13 protein-coding genes and 1 tRNA gene are annotated in these 16,925 nt (G+C 39.5%); 13 read left to right on the forward strand and 1 reads right to left on the reverse strand.

Annotated features, from left to right (window positions below; genetic code table 11):
* The first annotated feature begins 116 nt into the window (after window positions 1-116).
* From ftsH to CRN97_RS12630, 11 genes are all read left to right on the forward strand, one after another.
* On the forward strand, window positions 117-2,120 hold the full coding sequence (gene ftsH, locus CRN97_RS12580; protein ID WP_097077105.1) for an ATP-dependent zinc metalloprotease FtsH: 2,004 nt from the start codon (window positions 117-119) through the stop codon (window positions 2,118-2,120).
* 5 nt (window positions 2,121-2,125) lie between these two features.
* Complete coding sequence (uvrC, locus tag CRN97_RS12585) at window positions 2,126-3,997, forward strand: excinuclease ABC subunit UvrC (RefSeq protein ID WP_097077106.1); 1,872 nt, start codon at window positions 2,126-2,128, stop codon at window positions 3,995-3,997.
* Between the two features lie 31 nt (window positions 3,998-4,028).
* A complete protein-coding gene (hprK, locus tag CRN97_RS12590; protein ID WP_044938645.1) occupies window positions 4,029-4,958 on the forward strand; it encodes an HPr(Ser) kinase/phosphatase in 930 nt (309 codons plus the stop codon).
* A gap of 14 nt (window positions 4,959-4,972) precedes the next feature.
* Window positions 4,973-6,370, forward strand: coding sequence for an aminopeptidase (locus tag CRN97_RS12595; protein ID WP_074791611.1), 1,398 nt, complete (start codon window positions 4,973-4,975; stop codon window positions 6,368-6,370).
* Complete coding sequence (murB, locus tag CRN97_RS12600; RefSeq protein WP_097077108.1) at window positions 6,363-7,289, forward strand: UDP-N-acetylmuramate dehydrogenase; 927 nt, start codon at window positions 6,363-6,365, stop codon at window positions 7,287-7,289. The genes CRN97_RS12595 and murB overlap by 8 nt, the downstream gene beginning before the upstream one ends.
* Window positions 7,286-8,158: an RNase adapter RapZ gene (gene rapZ / locus CRN97_RS12605; protein WP_033153122.1), complete on the forward strand. Its 873-nt coding sequence runs from the start codon at window positions 7,286-7,288 to the stop codon at window positions 8,156-8,158. The genes murB and rapZ overlap by 4 nt, the downstream gene beginning before the upstream one ends.
* Window positions 8,159-9,001: a DNA-binding protein WhiA gene (gene whiA / locus CRN97_RS12610; protein WP_044938636.1), complete on the forward strand. Its 843-nt coding sequence runs from the start codon at window positions 8,159-8,161 to the stop codon at window positions 8,999-9,001.
* A gap of 42 nt (window positions 9,002-9,043) precedes the next feature.
* Window positions 9,044-9,292 carry an HPr family phosphocarrier protein gene (locus CRN97_RS12615; RefSeq protein WP_044938633.1) on the forward strand — a complete coding sequence of 83 codons (249 nt, stop codon included), beginning with the start codon at window positions 9,044-9,046 and terminating at the stop codon, window positions 9,290-9,292.
* Window positions 9,293-9,310: 18 nt separating this feature from the next.
* Window positions 9,311-10,204: a diacylglycerol/lipid kinase family protein gene (locus tag CRN97_RS12620; protein WP_097077109.1), complete on the forward strand. Its 894-nt coding sequence runs from the start codon at window positions 9,311-9,313 to the stop codon at window positions 10,202-10,204.
* Between the two features lie 76 nt (window positions 10,205-10,280).
* Window positions 10,281-11,144, forward strand: a complete 864-nt coding sequence (gene fba / locus CRN97_RS12625) for a class II fructose-1,6-bisphosphate aldolase (RefSeq protein WP_033153129.1) — start codon at window positions 10,281-10,283, stop codon at window positions 11,142-11,144.
* Between the two features lie 107 nt (window positions 11,145-11,251).
* Window positions 11,252-13,372, forward strand: coding sequence for a glutamine synthetase III family protein (locus CRN97_RS12630; protein ID WP_074791605.1), 2,121 nt, complete (start codon window positions 11,252-11,254; stop codon window positions 13,370-13,372).
* A gap of 59 nt (window positions 13,373-13,431) precedes the next feature.
* Here CRN97_RS12630 and CRN97_RS12635 read toward each other — a convergent pair whose 3' ends face one another.
* A complete protein-coding gene (locus tag CRN97_RS12635) occupies window positions 13,432-16,023 on the reverse strand; it encodes a transglycosylase domain-containing protein (protein ID WP_097077110.1) in 2,592 nt (863 codons plus the stop codon).
* Between the two features lie 55 nt (window positions 16,024-16,078).
* On the opposite strand from CRN97_RS12635, the gene CRN97_RS12640 reads away from it, so the two are divergent.
* Both CRN97_RS12640 and CRN97_RS12645 read left to right on the forward strand, forming a co-directional pair.
* The gene (locus CRN97_RS12640) at window positions 16,079-16,732 is read left to right on the forward strand and encodes a YigZ family protein (protein WP_044938622.1); all 654 of its coding nucleotides are present in this window, start codon (window positions 16,079-16,081) and stop codon (window positions 16,730-16,732) included.
* A gap of 101 nt (window positions 16,733-16,833) precedes the next feature.
* Window positions 16,834-16,905: transfer RNA gene (locus tag CRN97_RS12645), tRNA-Gln, on the forward strand.
* Window positions 16,906-16,925 lie beyond the last annotated feature (20 nt).

Below are 16,925 nucleotides of genomic sequence, written 5' to 3' on the forward strand. Positions count from 1 at the left end.
GCAATGTTTGCAGACGGTTTTGTTTTTTATATCTATTAAAATTTTATTAAAATCATTACTTTTCCACTATTTTATGATAAATTAATATAAGAATTTTCTACAAAACGGAGGCAGTTGTGAACGAGAATAATAACAACCAAAACGGTGGAGATAAAAAGAATAATCGTCAGCCTTTCTACACTTTAGGAATACTAGTGCTTGTGGCACTTTTCTTTACAAGTATGATGTATAGAGGGGCTAGTTCAAATTCAAATCAGGAGATTACTTATACAGAGTTTTTACAGCTTGTTGAAGACGATAAAGTTGCAGAAGTAAACTTCGACAATGATGTTATCAATATTACTCTTGTTGAGGGCGAAACATATGGCATGTCATCTGATGAAGCCAACACACTTCAGCAGATATATGAAAGTACAGGCCAGAAAACATCTGTAAAGCTTTATACAGCATATCTTCGTGATGATGATTTGCTTGATAAGTTGGATGAGCACGGTGTGGAATACGAAGGTACAATTGCTGACTCGACAGCGGCAATTATTTATAATGTCCTTTCATTTGTTCTTCCAATTGTTTTATTATGGGTTCTTCTCGGTTTCTTTATGAAACGTATGGGTGGTGGCCCAATGGGCGTTGGCAAATCAAATGCCAAGCTCTACAACATGGAAAAGGCTACAGGAGTTACATTTAAGGATGTAGCAGGTCAGGACGAGGCCAAGGAGTCTGTACAGGAAATGGTAGACTTCCTTCATAACCCTCGTAAATACACAGAAATCGGCGCGAAGCTTCCAAAGGGTGCTCTTTTAGTAGGCCCTCCAGGAACAGGTAAAACTCTTCTTGCAAAAGCAGTTGCAGGTGAAGCTGGTGTTCCATTCTTCTCACTTGCAGGTTCTGATTTCGTAGAGATGTTTGTTGGTGTTGGTGCTTCACGTGTACGTGACCTTTTCAAGGAAGCACAGAAAGTAGCACCATGTATCGTTTTCATCGATGAGATTGATGCCATTGGTAAGAGCCGTGATGCACATTATGGCGGCGGTAACGATGAGCGTGAGCAGACATTAAATCAGCTTCTCTCCGAGATGGATGGTTTCGATTCAAATAAGGGATTACTTATTCTTGCAGCTACAAATAGACCAGAGGTACTTGATAAAGCATTACTTCGTCCAGGTCGTTTTGATAGACGAATCATTGTTGATAAGCCTGATCAAAAGGGACGTCTTGAAATCCTCAAAGTTCATGCAAAGGATGTAAAGATGGATGAAACAGTTGATTTGGACGCTATCGCACTTGCATCTGTAGGTCTTGTAGGTTCTGATTTGGCTAACATTATCAACGAAGCAGCGATTTTAGCAGTCAAGGATAAGCGTAAGTTTGTAAATCAAAAAGATTTATTTGAAGCATTTGAACTTGTAGCAGTCGGCGGCAAGGAAAAGAAGGATAGAGCAATGAGTGAGAAGGAACGTAAAATCGTTTCATATCACGAAGTTGGACATGCTCTTGTTTCTGCATTGCAAAAGGATGCTGAGCCAGTTCAGAAGATTACAATTGTTCCTAGAACAATGGGAGCATTGGGATACACACTTCAGACACCAGAAGAAGAAAAGTTCCTTGAAACTAAGGATGAGTTAATCGCAAAGATCGTTACATATATGGGTGGTCGAGCAGCAGAAGATATTAAGTTTGGCTCATATACATCAGGTGCAGCAAATGATATCGAGCAAGCTACAAAGATTGCCAGAGCAATGGTTACTCGATTTGGTATGTCTGAAAAGTTTGGAATGATGGGACTTGCAACAGTAGAGAGCCAGTATCTTGATGGAAGAGCATCATTAATCTGTGGCGAAAACACAGCAGCAGAAATTGATAAGGAAGTTCTTCAGATGATTACTGATGCTTATGCAAAAGCAAAGCAGCTTCTTGCAGACAACATGGAATGCCTTGATAAGATTTCTGACTATCTATTTGAGCATGAGACAATCACAGGTAAGGAGTTCATGTCAATCTTTAGAGAAATAAAGGGAATTCCAGATCCAGAAGAAAAGAAAGAGCCAGAAAGACATAGTCTTTTTGACGATGATAATGATCCACAGAATGTGGTAAAAGATAGCATTTTTGATGAGTAATTTATATGGTAACTGAAAAAGACCTTAGTAAACTCCCAGATCAACCGGGAGTTTATCTAATGCACGGGAAAAATGATGAAATTATATATGTAGGTAAAGCGTTGTCTCTTCGTCACAGAGTGAGACAATACTTTCAACCAAGCCATGATGAGGGCCTCAAGAAAAAGCAGATGGTGGCAAATATTGATTATTTCGAGTTTATAGTCACTGACTCTGAATTAGAGGCTCTTATTTTAGAATGTAATTTAATAAAGGAATATCGACCAAAGTATAACACTATGCTTCGTGACGATAAGACCTATCCATATATTGAGGTTACTTTACAGGAAGCATATCCAAGGGTGCTGTTTTCTAGAAGGATGAAAAAGAATGGTAGTAAGTTTTTTGGCCCATTCACATCTGCAGGAGCTGTTCACGACACTATTGAGCTAGTTCAAAAACTATATAAGATACGAACCTGTTCCCAGAAGCTTCCAGAAAATTTTGGTAAGAACAGACCATGCTTGAACTATCATATTGGTCAGTGCTTAGGCCCTTGCCAGGGAAATGTTCCTGTAGAGGAGTATCGTAAAAACGTAGAAAAAGTAATCGAGTTTTTAAACGGAGATTACGCCGATACAATTAAAGATCTTCAAAGAAAAATGCTTGCAGCATCTGAGGATATGGACTACGAGAAGGCTGCCCTTTACAGAGATTTGATTGAGTCAGTAAAGGCCTGTGCAGGAAGGCAGAAAGCTACCCAGCTTGATGGCGAGGACAGAGATATCATTGCTATGGCAAAAGGCAAAGAAGATGCAGTTGTTCAGGTGTTCTTTATTCGCGGTGGCAAAATGATTGGTAGAGAGCATTTCTTTATTAATGTTCGCGTGGATGATACGGATGAAGATTTGCTTGAATACTTCCTTAAGGATTACTACACAGGTACACCTTTTATCCCTAGAGAAATATTTGTTCAGTTTGAAATGACTGAATCGGAATTAATTGAAACATGGCTTACAAATAAAAAAGGTTCCAGAGTGTATATAAGAACTCCTAAGCGTGGAGCCAAGGAAAAGCTTGTTGAACTTGCGGCTAAAAATGCCCAGATGGTTTTGGATCAGGATAGAGAAAAAATCAAGAAAGAAGAGGGTCGCACAATTGGAGCTATGAAGGAAATAGCTGATATATTAGGTCTTCCAGGAGCGAGCAGAATGGAGGCATACGATATTTCAAATATTTCAGGATTCCAATCAGTTGGCTCAATGGTAGTATTTGAAAAGGGTAAGCCAAAGCGCTCGGATTATCGTAAATTCAAAATCAAAACCGTTGAAGGTCCAAATGATTACGCATCTATGCATGAGGTGCTGACTCGTCGTTTTTCTCATGGTCTAGAAGAGCTTGAAGAAAATGGTGGTGTAATAGAAGACAGCTTTACCAAATTCCCTGATGTTATAATGATGGATGGTGGTAAAGGACAGGTGCACATTGCAGAGCAGGTTATGGCCGAATTAGGGCTTCACATTCCTATTGCAGGTATGGTAAAGGATAATCATCATAGAACCAGAGGCCTATACTATAAGGATGAAGAAATACCTATAGATACACATTCTGAGGGCTTCCAGTTAATTACAAGACTTCAAGATGAAGCACATCGATTTGCAATAGAATATCATCGTAGCCTCAGAAGCAAAGGACAGGTTAAAAGTTTTCTTGATGATATTGAGGGCATTGGACCAAAGAGACGCAAGGCCCTTATGAAAAAATATATTTCTGCAGAAAAAATGGCAAATGCCACGGTGGAAGATTTGATGGATACAGAATCTATGAGTAAAGAAGCAGCCGAGAATGTATACAATTACTTTCACCCTATTAATTCCGCGGAAAATGAGCTAAAATAGTCTATGAATTTTCAGTAGATGGGAGGTTTTTATGGCAAATAATAAATTTGTATCAGTAGCAACAATTCAGGAAAGATTTAATCTTACCAATTTCACACCAGAGCTTAATCTTGAAGAGGCTCAGGTAACAGTTGCAGATGTCAATAGACCAGCGCTTCAGCTACACGGATTTTATGAGCATTTTGATTCAAGCCGAATTCAGGTTATTGGAAATGTAGAAGCAGCGTACTTAAATAAAAAGACAGATGAAGAAAAAGCAGAAAGCTTTGCACAGTTATTAACATATGATATTCCATGTGTAATTTTCTGTAGAGGTGAAAAGCCGGGAGAAATATTACTCAAGGAAGCTGTTAAGGCAAATGTTCCTGTATTAGGAACTGATCGTGCTACATCAGAGTTTATGTCAGCTTTGATATATTCTTTAAATAAAGACTTTGCACCATACACAACTATTCACGGAGTATTAGTTGATGTTTATGGTGAAGGTTTGCTTATTACTGGTGAATCTGGAATAGGTAAATCAGAGGCAGCATTGGAGCTTATCCGTCGTGGTCACAGACTTGTATCAGACGATGTAGTAGAGATTCGTCGTCCAAACAACGAAAGATTATATGGACGAGCACCATCAATCACACAGTATCTCATTGAGCTTAGAGGTATTGGAATTATCGATGTCAAATCTCTTTATGGTGTTGAGGCTGTAAAGGATGAGCAGCGTATTGATTTAGTTATTAAGCTTGAGGATTGGTCAAAAGAAAAAGAGTATGACCGTCTTGGTATGACAGATGAATATATGAACATTCTAGGAATTGATGTAACATGTCACTCACTTCCAATCAGACCAGGTAGAAATCTCGCTATTATTTGTGAGGCAGCTGCAGTAAACCATCGTCAGAAGAAGATGGGCTATAATGCTGCTGAAGAGCTTTACAGGCGAGTTCAGAATAATATTAATGGATAGGAGATGCAAATCTTATGGAACGTAAGAATGCTTGGAGTAAATATACTTCAGAAAAAGATAAGAAAAAGGTTATGGCCTTTGGTGAAGACTATAGAAAGTTCTTATCAACATGCAAAACAGAAAGAGAATGCGTTGCATTCTTTGTAGAAAAGGCTGAAAAAGCAGGATTTAAGAATCTTGATGAAGCTATTGCAAGTGGTAAGAAGCTTAAAGCAGGAGAAAAGGTTTACGCTGTAAATAAGGGTAAGGAGCTTGCTTTATTTATTGTAGGTACAGAGGATTTAGAGTCTGGCATGAACATTCTTGGTGCTCATATCGACAGCCCAAGAATGGATTTAAAGCAGAATCCATTATACGAGGATTCAGATATCGCATTACTTGACACTCACTATTATGGTGGTATCAAGAAATACCAGTGGGTAACTATTCCACTTGCACTTCACGGTGTACTTGTTAAAAAGACAGGTGAAGTAATGCCTGTTAACGTAGGTGAAGATGAGAATGATCCAGTATTTGGTATTTCAGATTTACTTATTCATCTTGCAGCAGACCAGATGGATAAGAAGGGTGCAAAGGTAGTAGAAGGTGAAGACCTCAATGTTATCGTAGGAAGCATCCCAGGCTTTGACAAAAAGGGCGAGAAGGAAAAGGAATCTGTAAAGAAGAATATTCTTAAGCTTCTCAAAGACAAGTACGATATTGAGGAAGAAGATTTCATTTCAGCAGAAATCGAAGTTGTTCCAGCCGGTCCAGCTAGAGACTTTGGTTTTGATCGTTCAATGATCTTAGGATACGGTCACGATGATAGAGTATGTGCTTACTCATCATTTATGGCACTTATTGATTGCAAGGAAAAATTAAAGAAGACAGCATGCTGCCTCCTTGTAGATAAAGAAGAAATTGGTTCTGTAGGCGCAACAGGTATGGAATCTAGATTCTTTGAGAATATTTTCGCAGAGCTTTACAATCTTACAGGAGATTATTCAGAGCTTAAGCTTCGCAGAGCTCTTACAAACTGCAAGGTTCTTTCATCAGATGTATCTGCAGCATTTGATCCAAACTATGCATCAGCATTTGAAAAGAACAACTCAGCATATCTCGGACGTGGTCTTGTATTTAACAAATATACAGGCGCTAGAGGTAAGAGTGGTTCAAACGATGCATCCGCTGAGTATGTTGCAGAGGTTCGTGACATCATGGACAAGGACAATGTATTCTGGCAGACAGCTGAGCTTGGTAAGGTAGACCAGGGTGGCGGTGGAACAATCGCCTACATCATGGGCAATTACAACATGCAGGTAATTGACTCAGGTGTTGCTGTTCTTTCTATGCACGCTCCATGTGAGATTATTTCAAAGGTTGATTTATACGAAGCATTATTAGGATACGAGGCGTTTATTAAATATGCTTAATGAGAAATACCAGAAATTAGCAGAAGAATTAAAAGCACAATTTCCAAAATCTTTAATCCTTTTAGAGGAAGCAATGAAAAGTCATACGACTTTTAGAATAGGAGGTCCGGCCGATATTTATATCGAGCCGGATTATGCCTCTATTATTCCTTTAATTCAATTTCTTAAAGAGCAGGAGATTCCATTTATTGTTATAGGAAATGGAAGCAATTTGCTAGTGTCTGATGAGGGAATCGAAGGTGTTGTTATTTCCCTGGGTAAACAATCAAATGATATAACAATCAATGGTGACACAGTGGTTGTAGAAGCAGGCGCTTTGCTTTCAACTGTAGCTAACAAAGCTGCAAAAGCAGGGCTTACTGGAATGGAATTCGCATCAGGAATACCAGGTTCAATAGGTGGAGCAGTATTTATGAATGCAGGTGCCTATGGCGGGGAAATGAAGGACATAATCGAATCAGTCCTTATTCTTACTCCATCAATGGAGCAGAAAGCTGTTACACCAGAGGAATTATCAATGTCGTATCGTCATTCATCTTTAATGGAAGATGGAGGATATGTTCTTTCTGCTGTTCTTAAGCTTAGTCAAGGAAATCCAGAAGAAATACAGGCTAGAATTGACGAAATCAGACAGCAGCGTACTGAAAAGCAACCACTTAATTTCCCAAGTGCAGGTTCTACTTTTAAGCGACCAGAGGGATATTTTGCTGGAAAGCTTATTGATGACACAGGATTGCGCGGATATACTGTAGGTGGTGCCCAGGTTTCAGAAAAACACTGTGGCTTTGTAGTAAATAAGGGCGATGCAACAGCAGCTGATGTTTTACAATTAATGTCAGATGTTAATGATAAAGTATTTAATAAATTTGGAGTTCATTTAGTTCCAGAGGTTCGAATTATAGGGAGGAACGTAAATTGAAGCTATTAATTCTAACAGGAATGTCAGGTGCAGGTAAAAACACAGCATTTAAAATGCTGGAGGATATGGGCTACTATTGCATGGACAATCTTCCAATCCAATTGTTAAAGAGCGTTGTTGAATTGGCTGAGAATGGCGCCTTTGATCAAAAGATTGTTGTTGGAATAGATGTACGTAATGGTAGAGCTATGAAGCTTTTGCCGGACATTTTGCAGGAATTAGACAACGACAACAAACATTTTTCTATTCTGTTCTTGGATGCAGAGGATGATGTGTTAATTAAACGATACAAAGAGACCAGACGTAATCATCCACTTTCTGGTAGAGAAAGAATTGCAGCAGGCATTCAGCAGGAAAGAGAATCTATTGGATTTTTGCGTGATGAGGCAGACTATGTTATCGATACAACTCATCTTTTAACAAGAGAGTTAAAGGAAGAGCTTGAAAAGATATTTGTTGATGATGCAGATTACAAGAGCCTTTTCGTGACTATCATTTCATTTGGCTTTAAGTACGGAATTCCAGAAGATGCGGATTTGGTTTTTGATGTACGATTCTTACCAAATCCATACTATGATACGGACCTTAGGCCGTTCACAGGAAACGACCAGCCAATCAAGGATTTCGTTTTAAAATATGAGGAGTCTCAGATTTTCTTGGAGAAAACAACTGACTTAATCAAGTTCCTGATTCCTAACTATATAAAAGAAGGAAAGAATCAGCTAGTTATTGCAGTTGGATGTACAGGCGGTAAACACAGAAGTGTATGTTTGGCAGATGAGATTTTTGAGGCACTAAATCATGATGAGTCTTATGGACTTAAAATTGAGCATCGTGATATAGGCAAGGATGCTTTGAGAGGAAAATAATTGTCATTTTCAAAAGATGTAAAAGAGGAACTCTTTTCTGTTATTCCTAAAAGTAGGCATTGTATGGTGGCAGAGATGTCTGGCATTTTTCTTATGGAAGGAATAAATGCATTTCAGAACTATTCAGATGAACCATTAAACAGAAAAGTCTTTACTTTATTAAATAAAACACTTAATATAGGAAAAGATGTCACAGCACTGTCTACTGATGTCTTATTGGAGACTAAAAAAATGCTTAAGCTATCCGATGATAGCGAGATAGCAAACGATTTAGTTATCCAACAGCCATGCTGTAAGCGTTCATTTATACGAGGAGCGTTTTTGGCGGCAGGCTCCATTTCAGATCCCAATAAGGGATATCATTTTGAGATTGTATGCAACACAGAAGCTATGGCTTCTCAGCTAACAAAGGTTATGAACACATTCGATGTGGAAGCAAAATATGTTAGCAGAAATGGTAAATATGTTGTATACCTTAAAGAAGGCGCACAAATCGTTGAAATATTACGTGTTATGGAAGCTGCTCACTCAGTAATGGAGTTGGAAAACATCAGGGTAGTTAAAGAGGTGCGAGGCACAATCAATCGAAAAGTCAATTGCGAGACAGCAAACATCGGCAAAACAGTTAATGCAGCTGTTCGACAAATCGAAGCAATTCATCTTTTGGATGAAAAGCTGGGGCTTGATACATTGCCACCACAGCTACAGGAAATTGCTCAGGTAAGACTTGATAATCCAGACACACCGCTAGGAGCCTTGGGACAGTACTTAGATCCACCTATAGGCAAGTCAGGAGTTAATCATCGATTGAAAAAGCTGGTTCAAATGGCAGAACAGTTATAAAAGGCCAGCGTTAGGTTTTATTTAGTTTTTCAGGAGGACGTCATGCAAAAAGAAGTTACTATTCAGATGACAAATTCAATGGAAGCTACACCAATAGCACACCTTGTGCAGTTAGCTAACCAGTTTGGAAGTTCAATCTATTTCGAGATGGATGAAAAGAAGGTTAATGCTAAAAGTATTATGGGTATGATGAGTTTGGTATTGGCTTCAGGATCAAAGGTAGTTATTGATGCTACAGGAGATGATGAAGAAAAGGCTGTCACAGAACTTGCTGATTTCCTTACAAAATAAATTATTATCGAGGGATATATGTCAAAAAGATTATTATTTATTATCAATCCACGCTCTGGTAAAGGGCAGATAAAAGAACATCTGGCTGACATTCTGGATATAATGATTAAGGCTGGCTATCAGGTTAGTGTACATATTACACAGTCTGGTGGCGATGCAACAAGACAGACAATTGAACAGTCCAAGGATTTCGATAGAATCGTTTGCTCTGGTGGAGATGGAACACTTGATGAAGTGGTTACTGGTATGATGCAGTTGGCTCCATCAGAAAGAAAGCCTATTGGATATATTCCAGCTGGCTCTACAAATGATTTTGGAAATTCACTTGGTATAGATAAGAACATGTTAAATGCAGCGCAGATTAGTGTTTCTGATAAACTATTTCCATGTGATATAGGTAGATTCAATTCAGATTCATTTGTATATGTGGCTGCATTTGGTATTTTTACAGAAGTATCTTATGCCACATCACAAGATTTAAAGAATCTTCTAGGACATGCTGCATATATAATCGAAGGAGCTAAACAGCTTCGCGATATACCTTCATTCCGCATGCAGGTGGAGTATGATGGCAATGTTATTTATGATGAGTTTATTTATGGCATGATTACTAATTCAAAGTCTGTCGGCGGTTTTCAGGGTATCATAAGAGGTAATATTGGTTTGAACGATGGTGTGTTTGAAGCTACATTAATCAAAATGCCACGTAACCCAATGGAGCTCAATGAAATCCTAGGCTTTATGACTGGTATTATTCCAGATTCAGAGATGGTATACAGTTTCCAAACCAGCGAAATAAAGTTTACATGTAGTGAAGATGTCCCATGGACATTAGATGGAGAATTCGGTGGCAATCATAAGGTCGTTAGCGTTATAGACGAGAACAGCGCCCTTGAAATAGCTATTGAATAGAATTTTACGTTATGTTAAAATTTGCGGTAGATGGGGTTCTTTAGAACCCAAAAACGATTATATGGAGGATATAATTATGTTAGTTTCTGCAAAAGAAATGCTTGATAAAGCAAAAGCAGGCCACTATGCAGTTGGTCAGTTCAACATTAATAACCTTGAGTGGACAAAAGCCATTCTTCTTACAGCTCAGGAGCTTAACTCACCTGTAATCCTTGGTGTATCTGAGGGTGCTGGTAAGTACATGACAGGCTTCGGTACAGTAGCTGCTATGGTTAAGGCTATGGACGAGGAGCTCGGAATTACAGTTCCTGTAGCACTTCACCTTGATCACGGTACATACGAAGGATGCTACAAGTGCATCAAAGCTGGTTTCACATCAATCATGTTTGATGGTTCACACTATCCATTCGAGGAGAACCTTGCAAAGTCTACAGAGCTTGTTAATGTTGCTCACGGACTTGGCCTTTCTATCGAGTGCGAAGTTGGTTCAATCGGTGGTGAAGAAGATGGTGTTGTAGGTATGGGCGAGTGTGCTGATCCTAACGAGTGCAAGACAATCGCTGACCTTGGTGTAGATATGCTTGCAGCAGGTATCGGTAACATCCACGGTAAGTACCCAGAGAACTGGCAGGGACTTTCTTTCGAGACACTTGATGCTATTCAGCAGAAGACAGGTGCAATGCCACTCGTACTTCACGGTGGTACAGGTATCCCAGCTGATATGATCAAGAAGGCTATCGAGCTTGGCGTTTCAAAGATCAACGTTAACACAGAGTGCCAGCTTTCATTTGCTGACGCTACACGTAAATATATTGAGGCTGGTAAGGACCTTGAGGGTAAGGGCTTCGATCCACGTAAGCTTTTAGCTCCTGGTACAGATGCTATCAAGGCAACAGTTAAAGAAAAGATGGAACTTTTCGGTTCAGTTGGAAAGGCTTAATCGGTTTGCCCGATTTAGCTTTCTTATGAGCTTTATGGAAGACAATCGGTGGGGATCCTTGCTGATTGTCTTTCTTTATATATGTTATGGGAAAGGATACTTTATAAATGGAAGAATATTTTAATGTGGCAGACATCTTTGGAGAAAATGTATTTAACGATACAGTTATGCAGGAACGACTTCCAAAGAAGACTTATCAGAAGCTTAAGCAGACTATTCTTGCGGGAGAAGAGCTTGATTTAGAGACTGCTGATGTTATTGCACACGAAATGAAGGAGTGGGCTATTGAGAAGGGTGCAACCCACTACACACATTGGTTCCAGCCACTTACAGGTATTACAGCAGAAAAACATGATTCATTTATTTCTGCTCCATTGCCAAGTGGTAAGGTGCTTATGAGCTTTTCTGGTAAAGAGCTTATAAAAGGTGAGCCAGATGCATCATCGTTCCCTTCAGGAGGACTTAGAGCCACATTTGAGGCAAGAGGATATACTGCTTGGGATCCAACATCTCCAGCATTTGTTAGACAGGATGCAGCAGGTGCAACACTTTGCATTCCTACAGCTTTCTGTTCATACACAGGAGAAGCTTTGGATCAAAAAACACCTTTGCTTCGTTCTATGGAAGTTTTATCAGAGCAGGCAATCAGACTACTTAGATTATTTGGTAACACAAATTCTAAGCGTGTAATTCCTTCAGTTGGTGCTGAACAGGAATACTTCCTTATCGACCGTGAAATGTATCTTGCCCGTAAAGATTTAATGTATACAGGTCGTACACTCTTTGGTGCAATGCCACCTAAGGGACAGGAAATGGACGACCATTATTTTGGCTCAATTCCAGAGAGAATTGAAGCTTATATGCGTGATGTTAATATTGAGCTTTGGAAGCTTGGCGTTTCATCTAAAACACAGCATAATGAGGTTGCTCCAGCTCAGCACGAGCTTGCACCAATCTATGCACAGTGCAACGTTGCAGTTGATCACAACCAGATTATCATGGAGACTCTTAGAAAGGTTGCAAACCGCCATGGTTTACAGTGCCTCCTCCATGAAAAACCATTCGCAGGCGTAAATGGTTCAGGTAAGCATGATAACTGGTCACTTGTTACCGATGATGGAATCAATCTTTTTGAGCCAGGTAAATCACCACATGAGAACATCCAGTTCTTGCTTGTGCTTTGCCTCGTTCTTAAGGCTGTTGATTTACATGCAGATCTTCTTCGTGAATCTGCATCAGACGTTGGTAATGATCACAGATTAGGTGGAAATGAAGCACCTCCTGTAATCATCTCTGTATACCTTGGAGAGCAGTTAGAGGACGTTTTAAGACAGCTTATCTCTACTGGTACTGCTACTAAGTCAAAGAAGGGTGAAAAGCTTGCTACAGGCGTTAAAACACTTCCAGACTTTAGAAAAGATGCTACAGATAGAAACCGTACATCACCATTTGCATTTACCGGAAATAAGTTCGAATTCAGAATGGTTGGCTCACAGGATTCAGTTGGCGAGCCAAACGTAGTTCTCAATACAATCATGGCAGAGGCACTTTGCGAGGCTTGTGATGAGCTTGAGAAAGCAAAGGATTTTGATAGTGCAGTTCATGACATGATCAAGAAGCTTGCTACAGAGCATCAGCGCATCGTATTCAACGGAAATGGATACGGAGATGAGTGGATTGAAGAAGCAAAGAAGAGAGGCTTGCCAAGCATCAATTCTTTGGTAGAAGCAATTCCTGCTCTTACAACAGATGCGACAGTTTCAATGTTTGAAAAGTTTGGTGTATTCTCAAAGGTAGAGCTTGAATCACGTGCAGAAATCGAATATGAGCAGTATATCAAGTCAATCAATATTGAAGCTAAGACCATGATAGATATGGCTTCTAAGCAGATTATTCCAGCTGTAATAGGCTATGCTACAGAGCTTGGACTTTCTATCGGTACAATTCAGGATGCTTGTCCTGAGGCTGATGTAAGCACACAGAAGGAGCTTCTCATTAAGGTATCTAACCACCTACGTGAAGCAAAAGAAGCCCTTGTAAAGCTTAAAGAGACAAACAATAAAGCATATACTATGAAGGCTTCTAGCTGCGAAAAAGCCAACTTCTACCACGATGAAGTTATAAAGGCTATGGAAGAGCTTCGTGCTCCTGTAGACGCCTTAGAAATGATTGTAGACAAGGAATGCTGGCCAATGCCAAGCTACGGAGACATGATTTTCGAAGTATAAAATAATGATAATAAAAAAAGGCTCCGCTCTTAATTGAGCGGGGCCTTTTGAGTTTTGTTTTATTCGCCACCAATTATTTGAATAGTTCCTTCACTGCCTCCTGAAGAATCACTTGTCGTGGATGAAGAACCACCAATTACGCCAGTGTTTGGCATTTGGTAACCACCATGGTATGGACAATATGTTCCGAAGGTTGCTGCGTCTACGCCGTATGCTTCATCAGCACTTCCGGCAGCTGCGCCTACAATAAATACTCCTGAGTAGGCAGGACATTCGGAATTTGCAAACATGTGTGATTGTGTACAAACAGTACCGAGGTAATGCTTATCGCAGTATTCAGTAGGTTCAGTACCTTCTTCGAAGTACTCGGTGTAAACCATAGAACCTCGAGGGTCGCAGTCGCAAACACCACCAATGGCAAGCTTGCCTGACTTTTTACAAACCTGTGCGGTAACAATACCATCTGGCATTGTAAAATCTTTAGCAGATAAATTCTCGTGAATTCGGCTCATTACGGCCTTCCAAATAACCTTTGAGTAGGTTGTGTAGCTTTGAGGTGTATTGTCGTCAAATCCGCCCCAAATAACGCCTGTATAGTATGGAGTGAAGCCTGCAAAGACTGTATCACGATTTTTTGTTGTAGTACCGGATTTGCCGGCCACAGCAATACCATTTACATCAAAGTTGGCAGCTGTACCAGTGCCGGAAGTCATAACGTCTTCCATAGCGCTTGTAAGTAACCAAGCAGTTGTTTCTTTTAATACTCTAGTTGAAGTGTTATCTCTATTATCAAGAATTATATTTCCCTGATGATCAACTACAGTAGTGTAGAAGATTGGTGAATTGTATTCGCCACCATTTGCGATTGTAGCATATGCTGATGTTAGGTCTACATTAGTAACACCATTTGTGATACCACCAAGAGCGAGAGCCTGGTTGTTATCACCATCAGTCAATGTTGTAATTCCTAAATCTTTTGCATATTGGAAGCCAAGGCTTGTTCCGATATCGCCCATTACTTCAACAGTAACAACGTTGATAGAGTTTGTAATGGCAGTTCTGATATTGGTCCAGCCAAGGTATGTGTTGTTGTAGTTTTTAAGTGAAGTGCCATCTGCATATGTAGTTGGCATATCATTTTCAACAGAAGCAAGTGTCATTCCGCCTGCATCAAGTGCAGCAGCATAACAAGCAATAACCTTGAATGTTGAACCTGGCTGACGAGTAATACCTGTAGCTCTGTTAAGAGTCTTGGCTGCTGTCTTATCGCCACGTCCACCAACCATTGCAACAACCTGACCAGTGTATTGGTCCATAATTGTCATTGCGGCCTGAGGCTGAAGTGTGTATGTTACAGATTCTCCAGCGATTTCATCTCCATCTTCCATAATTGCTGCCTTGTATTCTTCGATTGCAGCAGCTGCTTCCTCTTCTGAGTCAAACTCAAGAGTGTAGCTAGAGTTACTTGACTGGTAATAAGAAAGCATTGTGGTATCAGAATAATTAGCTGTTGAGCCATCTGATTTTGTAATGGTCAATCTATATGAGAATGAATATTTTTCAATTCCCTTATAGTTGTCAGTATTGTTTATTTCTTCCTCTACGATATTTTGAATTGAAGTATCTTGTGTAGAGTAAATTGAAAGACCGCCTGAATATAATAGTGAATATGCTTCAGTTTCTGTGTAACCAAGTCTTGTTTGTAAATCTTCAATAACTTCATCTGTCAATGCATCAACAAAATAAGAAGTTGATGATGTAGAAATCTCGGTGTTGAGTACCTGAATCCTATCGTAAACATCATCTGCGAGAGCTGTTTCATATTCGCTTTCTGTGATGTAACCCTGATCCAGCATATTTTTAAGCACCTTTTTACGGCGTGTTGCGTTTTCCTCTGGATGAGAAATAGGATTGTATTTTGTTGGATTCTGTGTGATTCCAGCGATAACTGCGCATTCTGAAAGGGTCAAATCCGAAACAGATTTATTAAAGTATCTCTCAGCTGCTGCTTCAACTCCAAGTGTGTTCTGACCTAAGTTGATACTGTTAAGGTAGTTCTCTAAAATAACATCTTTACTAACTATTTTTTCAAGCTGAACGGCTAAGTATTGTTCTTGAATTTTTCGATTAATACTATCAAGCTTAGTTCGCTCTGATGTCCATGTGGTGAAGTAGTTATTTTTAAGTAACTGCTGGGTGATTGTACTGGCACCCTGAGAAAAATGGAAACCGTCCAGGATACCTTGCATTGCTGCTCTTATAATACCCTGTGGATCAATACCATTATGCTCATAGAATCGAGCATCCTCGATTGCAACGAAAGCATGTTGTAAATCGATAGGAATATTATCTAAAGTAACATAGGTTCTATTGGCACCTGTTGATGCTAAGGTTTCGATTTCATTTCCGTCTGAATCATAAACTGTACTCATGTAGCCAGTTGGTGAGATATCGATTGTGGATACATCTGGAAGCTGGTCAATGAGATTCTTTGCATAGAGGTAAGCAAAAATACCACCAGCTATGACTACAGAGACGATGCATATCAGCGAAATACGAATAATGGCCAATCCGGCACTGTGACGTTTTCGCTTCTTACGTCCTGAAAGCTGAGCGGACTGCTTAGCTGCATTTTCTTTTCCGTAATTCATAATAACCTCCAATTTAGACTTCATTATACCAAAATTATCATTTATAATAAACCACATGGATAATAAGACTTTTAGAATTGTATATGAAGGCGGAACAGGGGAGATAGAAGAAAAGAAATCGAGATTTATTGCTCATATTTGCCCCGTTACAACTGAAAAAGAGGCTGTAGATTTTATTTCTGAAAAAAAGAAAGAATTTTGGGATGCAAGACACAATTGCTCAGCCTTTGTTATTGGAAACAACAACGAAGTCACGAGGTGCAACGATGATGGTGAACCTGCGCAGACTGCAGGTCGTCCTATGTTGGATGTCCTTCTTAGAGAAAACATTCATAACTGTGCAGTAGTGGTGACTCGTTATTTTGGTGGAGTTCTTTTGGGAACAGGTGGCCTTGTGCGAGCATACCAGTCGGCTGTTCAGGAGGGACTGAAGAATTGCAAGATTCTTGAACCTAAAGACGGATATCCATGTGAAATAAAAACAGACTACAATGGTTATGGAAAAATAGAATATGTTCTCAGAGAAAATAATCTTCCAATTTTAAATACAGATTTTGGAGCGGAAGTAATAATTTCTTCTGTAGTCGAATGTAATTTTAAAGAAAATCTAGAAAAAATTATCGCAGACAAAACTGCGGGAAATGCCGAAATTACGTGGGATTCTCAGGTTAAATTCGATATTTTAGATGGCCAGATTTTAAAATTTTAAAAAAAGTTGAAAAAAGTGCTTGCTATTTTAAAATCTATGCTCTATAATAGCATTCGTTGACGCGGTAAAGCAGTTGAAACAAAGCGCTCAGCGAATAATATTGGCCCATCGCCAAATGGTAAGGCAACGGACTCTGACTCCGTCATTTCAAGGTTCGAATCCTTGTGGGCCAGCTAAGACCTAAGCATTAGCT

The organism is Pseudobutyrivibrio ruminis DSM 9787 (assembly GCF_900218035.1).
GTDB lineage: Bacteria > Bacillota > Clostridia > Lachnospirales > Lachnospiraceae > Pseudobutyrivibrio > Pseudobutyrivibrio ruminis.

Excerpts from the sequence above, each read along its gene's own strand:
- murB (WP_097077108.1), top strand. The coding sequence starts at position 6,363 with ATGCTTAATGAGAAATACCAGAAATTAGCAGAAGAATTAAAAGCACAA.
- CRN97_RS12595 (WP_074791611.1), top strand. The coding sequence starts at position 4,973 with ATGGAACGTAAGAATGCTTGGAGTAAATATACTTCAGAAAAAGATAAG.
- CRN97_RS12630 (WP_074791605.1), top strand. The coding sequence starts at position 11,252 with ATGGAAGAATATTTTAATGTGGCAGACATCTTTGGAGAAAATGTATTT.
- fba (WP_033153129.1), top strand. The coding sequence starts at position 10,281 with ATGTTAGTTTCTGCAAAAGAAATGCTTGATAAAGCAAAAGCAGGCCAC.
- CRN97_RS12620 (WP_097077109.1), top strand. The coding sequence starts at position 9,311 with ATGTCAAAAAGATTATTATTTATTATCAATCCACGCTCTGGTAAAGGG.
- hprK (WP_044938645.1), top strand. The coding sequence starts at position 4,029 with ATGGCAAATAATAAATTTGTATCAGTAGCAACAATTCAGGAAAGATTT.
- CRN97_RS12615 (WP_044938633.1), top strand. The coding sequence starts at position 9,044 with ATGCAAAAAGAAGTTACTATTCAGATGACAAATTCAATGGAAGCTACA.
- CRN97_RS12640 (WP_044938622.1), top strand. The coding sequence starts at position 16,079 with ATGGATAATAAGACTTTTAGAATTGTATATGAAGGCGGAACAGGGGAG.
- uvrC (WP_097077106.1), top strand. The coding sequence starts at position 2,126 with ATGGTAACTGAAAAAGACCTTAGTAAACTCCCAGATCAACCGGGAGTT.
- CRN97_RS12635 (WP_097077110.1), bottom strand. The coding sequence starts at position 16,023 with ATGAATTACGGAAAAGAAAATGCAGCTAAGCAGTCCGCTCAGCTTTCA.